A 7,168-nucleotide genomic window follows, 5' to 3' on the forward strand; every position below is an offset into this window, starting at 1 on the left:
GGGCACCGGTGTCTGTGTGACCTTACGCACGTTGCCTTCGGGGGTCCGCATTGCCTAATGTCCGGTTTGTGCTTAGTTTTCGCAGACTGCCGACCTTGGCCGTGGCCGGACTCGCCCTCGCGGTGGCGGTACCGGCCTCCGTACTCACCGCCGCTCACGCGGCCGACGGCCCCGCCCGTACCGCGCCCACGTCGGCCGGCGTCGACAGCGCGATGAGCAAGGCGCTCGACGCGCTCCCCGCGAGCGACGGCCGCTACACCGTCGCCGTCGAGGACCTGCACGGCCGGGGCTCGGCCGTTTACGGCGAGGAAACCGGTGCCTTCGACACGGCCAGCGTCGTCAAGGTCGACATCCTCGCGGCCCTCCTGCTCGACGCCCAGGACCGCGGAGAGCCCCTCACCGCGCAGCAGAAGAAGCTGGCCGCCGCGATGATCCGCAGCAGCGACAACGACGCCACGAACGCGCTCTGGAAGGCGATCGGCGGCACCGACGGCCTGAACGCCGCCAACAAACGCCTCGGCCTGAAGGACACCCGCACCGACAAGGACGGTCACTGGGGCCTCACGCGCACCACCGCGGCCGACCAGATGGTGCTCCTGGAAGCGGTTCTCGGCGACGGTCACTCCCCGCTCACCGCGCCCTCCCGCGGCTATCTGCGGTCACTGATGAGCACGGTCGAGGCGAACCAGCGGTGGGGGATATCCGCCGCCGCCGACAGCAAGCGGCCCGGGGCCACACCGGCGCTGAAGAACGGCTGGCTGCCGCGCAGCGAGACGGAGCTGTGGGACATCAACAGCATCGGGCGCGTCGAGTACGGGGGCCACACCCTGCTCGTCGCGGTGCTGTCCGACGGGCAGCCGTCGTACAAGAAGGGCGTGGACCTGGTGGAGCGGGCCGCGACCACCGCGGTGAAGGCGTTCGTCAAGGCGGAGCGACGCTAAGTCCTGGACAGGGCCCAGAGCCGACCAGGTCGCTGTCCGATTGCCGCCAGCGCGGCCCTGTCGAACTGATCATGCTCGGACCATGACGAACCCGATGACCGTCCTCACCGGCATGTACGCGGCCGAGACGGCGTACCTGGCGGCCGGCGGGCCCGGCGAGGCCTCCTTCGACGTACTCGCGCCGTTCTTCTCGCCCGACGTCGTACTGCGGCAGGCCGAGGCGCTGCCCTACGGCGGAATATGGCGCGGCCACGAGGGCATGGAGCGGTTCTTCCTCGCGATGGCCGGTGTGTGGGAGTCCTTCGACATGGCGGGGCAGGAATTCCTCGCCACGGGGGAGACCTCGGTGGTGCTCACCCAGGTCCATGCCCGCGCCCGGGCCACCGGCCGTGAGCTGGCCTTCCCGATCCTCCAGACGATCACGATCACCGACGGCCGGATCGCCGAGGTCCGGCCCTTCTACTGGGACACCGGGGCCGTCGCCGACGCTACGCGTCTGCCTTGAGCAGGCCGAGCCGGAGGGGGCTCTCCGCCGTGGCCGTGACGCTGTCCGCGCTGGAGCGCGGGTCCCAGCCCAGGACGCGCCCCGGTACTACCGGGGACGGCGGGGGACTCGTCGGTTCACGGCGCCGAGCCGTCGCCGAGCTCGACCAGCAGCGCCACCAGGAAGTCGCGGGCCTCCCGCTCGCCGTGCGGCTGCCAGTCGCCGTCGGTGATCGGCTCCGGCGATCGCAGGGCGTCGTTCAGCATCCGTGTCCGGTGGGCCGGCGGATCGTCGCCGAGCAGCCCGTCGGCGATCAGACGGCCGACGCGGGCGGCCTCGCCGGCGTCGAGCCGGGCGCTGAACTGCGTGCAGTAGAGCACCTTGGTGATGAAGCCTCGCCATTCGTCCACCGGCGAGAGCCTACGGGTGTCCGGCGGGCTGGTGACCGGGCGCGTCAGCGGCGGGCCAGCTGGCGTTCGCCGCTGGGGCCCGGCTCGTACGGCAGGTCGTAGTGGGAGAAGACAGCCTTCTCGTCCTCCGCCGGCAGCACATCGTCGGTGCCCATCGACGGCGCGTCCTTCACGGCGGTCTTCGAGTACCTGACCTTGACGTAGCCCGGCCCCACGACGGCTCCCGCGAGCGGCACGAAGACCAGCCGGTGCCTGGTCGGCATGCCGACCAGCACGGTCGCCACGGCGGGCTCGTCGGTACGGGTGTCGACGTAGACCGCTTCCAGCGAACCGATCTTGCGCCCGTCGGAGTCGATGACGTCGTGCGTACGCCATTCACGGATGTCCGCGGAATCGATCATGTCGGCTCTCCTCCTCCGGTGGCCCTCGCTGTCGGGCCCACTGGTGCGTGTACCCCACCCGGCTCCGGTCATGGTCGCCGACGGCATGCCGCGCTGCCACTCGGGACGGCCGTACGGCCGTACGAGGGCGCGGCGGGGCCCGTCAGGACTCCTCGCCGTACGCCAGCTCGCTCGCCAGCAGCGCCGCGCCCACGACCCCCGCGCGTGGACCCAGTTCGGACATGACGATCGGCAGATTGCCCGTGGCGAGGGGCAGCGAGCGTTTGTACACGACGCTGCGGATCTCGGCGAGCAGCGGATAGCCGAGCCCCGTCAGACCCCCGCCGATCACGATCATCGACGGGTTCATGAAGCTGACCAGGGTGGCGAGTACCTGACCCACCCGGTGGCCACCGGCCCGGATGAGGTTGACGCACGTGTTGTCGCCGCCGTCCGCGCACTCCGCGACATCCACGGCGGTCAACACCCCCCGCTCGGCGAGCCGTTCGGCGAGGGCGGGCGACTGGCCCGACTTCGCGGCCTCCGTGGCGTCCCTGGCCAGTGCCACCCCGCCGAAGTACGCCTCCAGGCAGCCGGTGTTCCCGCAGGAGCACACCGGCCCGGCCGCCTCGGCGTCCACCTGGACGTGCCCGATGTCGCCGGCGCAGCCCTCCGCGCCCCGGTAGATCCGGCCGTGGTGCTGCATGCCGGAGCCGATACCGCTGCCGATCTTCACGAAGAGCAGATGGTCGACGGTCCTCGCGACGCCGCTGTGCTGCTCCCCGAGGGACATCACGTTGACGTCGTTGTCGACCACGACGGGGCAGTCGTGCGCGCGGGCGAGGGTGTCCCGTACGGGGAAGCGGTTCCAGCCCACCATGATCGGCGGCGAGACCGGTACGCCCTCCCGGAAGCTGACCGGCCCCGGCAGGCCGATGCCGATGGCGTCGAGCCGGGTGTAGTGGCCCTGGTCGGCCATCGCGCGCAGCAGTTCGCTGACGCGGCCGAGGACGGCGACAGGGCCCGAGCGGATGTCGGCGGGTTCGGAGATCGAGGCCACCGGCGCGAGCGCGCCGTCGGTGATCTCGATGTCGACGGAGCTGGCGCCCAGATCTACGGCGGCGAACCGCAGACCGGGATCGAGCTGGACGAGGGTGGAGCGCCGCCCGCCGCGCGACGCGGCGGGGCCCGCCTCGCTGACCCGTCCGGCGGCGACCATGCGGTCGAGTTCGCCGAGCAGCCGCGGGCGGGGAACCTCCAGCCGGTCCGCGAGCTGGGCGCGGGACAGCGGGCCGTTGTCCCGCAGCAGACTCAACACGCGGTACTGGATGTTCACGGACTCACTTCCTCTGGACGCCTTCGACAGCTTTGGTGAGGTGTCGCGGGGCGGAGCGCGGGCGTTACGGTGCAGTACGCGGGCGGCTCCCGGCAACTTTTTCACAGATCACCGAAAGTTGCCGCCTTGTTGACGGAACCCGGCCCCGCGACGGAACTCGGACCGGCCCCCGCGACGGAGCCGGGTCCGGGCACAGAACTGCCCCGCCGGTGAGAGCGGGGCGTGGCAGCGGGGCAGCCCTGTCGGTCCCGGCGTCAGCCGGTGGCGCCTCCCTTCAGGGCCCGCGCGTCCCGTGCCAGGGCCGCGCCCGCCGCACCGTCCGGCACCAGGGCGGTGTCGGCCGTGTAGCCGGCGAACGATTCCAGGACGGCCGCGGCCTGACTGGTGCGGCCGGCGTCGGCGTGTGCCTCGGCCTGCCCGAGCCGTACGGTCAGCCGCTGCTGTCCCTGCGCCGTGACCAGGCCGTCGGCCCGCAGCTGGGTGATCAGCGCGCGGATGTCCGCGTAGGAGGTACGGGTGGTGAAGGCCACCGTCTTCGTGGTGGTGTTGCCGGCCTTGTCACGGGCCCTGACCGTGAGGTCATGGTTGCCCAGCGGCAGCCGCCAGAGCTCCAGCGCCTGGCCGGAGTTGACGGCCTTGCCGTCCACCGTGGCCGTCACTGTCGCCCCGCCGGACACCGCGTCCGTCGCCGAGAAGACTGGCGTCGGTCGCTTGGAGTCCCCGTAGACGCCGTCGGCGTCGATACCGGTGGCCGTCACCGTGGGACCGGTGCGGTCGATCCGTACGGTGAGCGAGCCCACCTCGGATACGTTGCCGCCGTTGTCGGTCGCCCGGTAACGGACCGTCGTGGCGCCCTCCTTGGACAGCGTGACGGCCGCGTTGGCGGACAGCCATGTCGTACCGCCGTCGATCGAGTACTGCCTGCTGGCGACCGTCCCGTTGTCCGTCGCCGCGACCGCGAGCGACACGTTGCTGGTGTACCAGCCGTCGTCACCGTTGGGCCGGGGCGGGTTGAGCGTGGCGGTGACCTTGGGCGCGGTCTTGTCCGCGACACCCGCGCCCTGGAAGGTCAGCGAGTCCAGCTCGACACCACCGGAGGTGGTGACGAAGACCTCGCCGGTCCCCGAAGGGGCGTTGCCCAGAGCGGTGGTGACGGTCTGCCAGCCCTCGCCGGCCGGGACCGGCACCGTCGCGAACGGCTCCGCGTCCACCGAGCCCCAGCGCAGCGCCAGCGTGCCGGCGCCACTGGCCCGGGTCTTGACCCCGTTGATCCCGGCGAACGACACCGGGTCGTACGCGATCCAGTCACCCGCGTCGAAGGAGGTCAGCTTGCGCTGGCCGGACGCCGTGGTGTCGTCCGCGACCGTGACGCCCGACGCCGAGTCGTAGTGTTCGCCCTGCATCAGCGCCGGGTTGAGGACCACCTGCGCGTCACCGGTGGCCGGCGGCACGCCGCCCGCGCCCTTGTCGGTGTAGGTGATGCCGAGGACGCCGAAGACGTTCTCGGTGTCACCGTGCCCCGCGTCGGCCGGGGTCAGGACGCCGCCCGTGCAGCCGGTGCCGCTGTTGACCGGGTGGCCGTGCTGGTTGTGCCCGAGACCGAAGGTCCAGGCGGCCTTGGCGCAGTCCGGCGTGGTGCCGTCCTCCGGGTCCTCGACGGCTATGCCGTACGGCACGGAGTCGCCCCAGTTGAAGAACCCGCCGTCGGGCGGCGAGGTGATCCGTATCGTCGGCGCCGTGTTGCCCACGGTGATCTGACGGCTCGACAGCCCGGACTTGCCCTGCGGGTCGGTGACCTTGAGGCGCGCCTGGAACTGGCCGTTGTCCGGATACGTGCGGTTGGCCGTGGGACCGGTGGCGTCGAAGGTGCCGTCGCCGTCGAGGTCCCACTGGTAGGTGAGGTCGCCGTTCTCCGGGTCACTGGACCCGGTGGCGCTGAACGAGACCGCCAACGGGGCCTGGCCGGACGTCTTGTCGGCCTTGATCACGGCGGTGGGCGCCTTGTTGCCCTCGGCGTAGTCGATCCGGTAGAGACCCGCGTCGGGGTTCTGCCGGAAGAAGCCGTCGCCGTAGTCGAGGACGTAGAGCGCGCCGTCCGGGCCGAACTCCAGGTCCATCGGGTTGTCCCACTGCGGGATACCGTTCTGGGCGCGCTCGCTGTTGGGCAGCAGATTCTCCAGCTTGCTCACCGGGCCGTCAGGACCGTCGAGCGTGAGCGCGGCGACGTAGTCCTGGGAGAACTCCGCCATGAACGCCTTGCCGTCCCAGTACTCGGGGAACTTGCCCGGCGAGGGGTTGTCCGCGTCGTAGTGGTAGACCGGACCGCCCATCGGGGCCTGGCCACCCGGACCACCGGGACCGCGGAAGCCGGTCAGCTCGGGCCACGGCTGGTCGGTGTCCCTGTCGCCGTACCAGAGCGTGGCCGGCGCGGACGCCGGCAGCTCGGTCAGGCCGGTGTTCCAGCGGGAGTCGTTGACCGGCGCCGCGCAGTCGAAGGCGGGGCCGGGCGTGAGCGTCGCGAAGTCGAAGTCCCGGTAGGGCTTGGTGTTGTCACCCGTGCAGAACGGCCAGCCGCTGTTCAGCGGCTTCGTCGTGGTCTGCCACTCGACGTATCCCATCGGGCCGCGGTTCGGGTCGGCGGTGCCGGCGTCGGGGCCGTAGTCGCCCCACATGACGGCGTCGGTCTCGCGGTCCACGGCGAGCCGGAAGGGGTTGCGCAGACCCATCACGAAGATCTCGGGCCGGGTCTTGGCCGTGCCCGGCTCGAAGAGGTTCCCGTCCGGGATCGTGTAACTGCCGTCCTCCTGGACGTCGATCCGCAGGATCTTGCCCCGCAGGTCGTTGGTGTTGCCGGCGCCGCGGCGCTCGTCGAGACCCGGGTTGAAGCCGGCCGCGTCGTTGATCGGCGTGTAGCCGTTGACGTTCGGGCCCGACGCCGGGGTGTTGCCGCCGGTCGCGAGGTAGAGATTGCCCTTGCTGTCGAAGTCCACGTCACCCGCGACATGGCAGCACTGGCCGCGGTTGGCGTCGACCCGGATGATCTCCTGGGCGGTGGAGAGGTCGAGCTTGTCGCCGGTCCACTTGAAGCGGGTCAGGGTGTCGTACCCCTCCCACTGCTTCCAGTACGCGTCGGTCTGCCCGGCGGGCAGCGTCTGCGGCGCCGAGCCGGCCGGGGTGTTCAGCGGCGGCGAGTAGTAGAGGTAGACCCACTTGTTGGTGGCGAAGTCCGGGTCCAGCGTGACCGTCTGCAACCCCATCTCGGAGTTCTGGTACACGTCGACGTGGTTGACGACCTTCGTGACACCGGTGCCGGGGTCGGTGAGCCGTACGTCGCCGTTGCGGGCGGTGTGCAGGACGCGGTTGTCGGGCAGCACGGCGAGGTCGATCGGCTCGCCGGTGTCCTTCGTCAGGGTGACTTTCTCGTAGTTCGACCAGTCCAGGGCGTGTTCGTGGCCCGGGTGCGCCTGGGCGGCGGGCGCGACGGCCACACCGCCCAGCGCGGGCAGTGCCACGAGCAGGACCCCCGTGATCAGGCGTCTCAGGGTGCGTTGCACGGGATTACGTCTCCTCGATCGCTGAGGTTAAGGAGCGGGTGGAGCACGCGAGGCGCCCCCGCG

At 71.1% G+C, this 7,168-nt stretch carries 6 protein-coding genes; 2 read left to right on the forward strand and 4 right to left on the reverse strand.

Translation table 11 applies throughout. The annotated features are described in order from the left end of the window. The first annotated feature begins 101 nt into the window (after positions 1-101). Both ACFT9I_RS39935 and ACFT9I_RS39940 read left to right on the forward strand, forming a co-directional pair. On the forward strand, positions 102-941 hold the full coding sequence (locus ACFT9I_RS39935) for a serine hydrolase (protein ID WP_382572767.1): 840 nt from the start codon (positions 102-104) through the stop codon (positions 939-941). Between the two features lie 82 nt (positions 942-1,023). Beyond that, entirely contained in the window at positions 1,024-1,446 is a 423-nt protein-coding gene (locus ACFT9I_RS39940; protein ID WP_382572757.1) for a nuclear transport factor 2 family protein, read from the forward strand. A gap of 116 nt (positions 1,447-1,562) precedes the next feature. Here ACFT9I_RS39940 and ACFT9I_RS39945 read toward each other — a convergent pair whose 3' ends face one another. The 4 genes from ACFT9I_RS39945 to ACFT9I_RS39960 form a co-directional block, all read right to left on the reverse strand. Then, positions 1,563-1,835, reverse strand: coding sequence for a hypothetical protein (locus ACFT9I_RS39945; RefSeq protein ID WP_382572759.1), 273 nt, complete (start codon positions 1,833-1,835; stop codon positions 1,563-1,565). 44 nt (positions 1,836-1,879) lie between these two features. Then, positions 1,880-2,236, reverse strand: coding sequence for a PRC-barrel domain-containing protein (locus ACFT9I_RS39950; RefSeq protein ID WP_382572761.1), 357 nt, complete (start codon positions 2,234-2,236; stop codon positions 1,880-1,882). Between the two features lie 142 nt (positions 2,237-2,378). Further along, entirely contained in the window at positions 2,379-3,551 is a 1,173-nt protein-coding gene (locus tag ACFT9I_RS39955) for an ROK family protein (RefSeq protein WP_382572762.1), read from the reverse strand. A 254-nt stretch (positions 3,552-3,805) separates the two neighbouring features. After that, entirely contained in the window at positions 3,806-7,105 is a 3,300-nt protein-coding gene (locus tag ACFT9I_RS39960; protein ID WP_382572765.1) for a PQQ-dependent sugar dehydrogenase, read from the reverse strand. Positions 7,106-7,168: the final 63 nt, after the last annotated feature.

It is taken from the genome of Streptomyces sp. NPDC057137, assembly GCF_042670825.1.
Taxonomy (GTDB): Bacteria; Actinomycetota; Actinomycetes; order Streptomycetales; family Streptomycetaceae; genus Streptomyces.

Excerpts from the sequence above, each read along its gene's own strand:
- ACFT9I_RS39950 (WP_382572761.1), bottom strand. The coding sequence starts at position 2,236 with ATGATCGATTCCGCGGACATCCGTGAATGGCGTACGCACGACGTCATC.
- ACFT9I_RS39940 (WP_382572757.1), top strand. The coding sequence starts at position 1,024 with ATGACGAACCCGATGACCGTCCTCACCGGCATGTACGCGGCCGAGACG.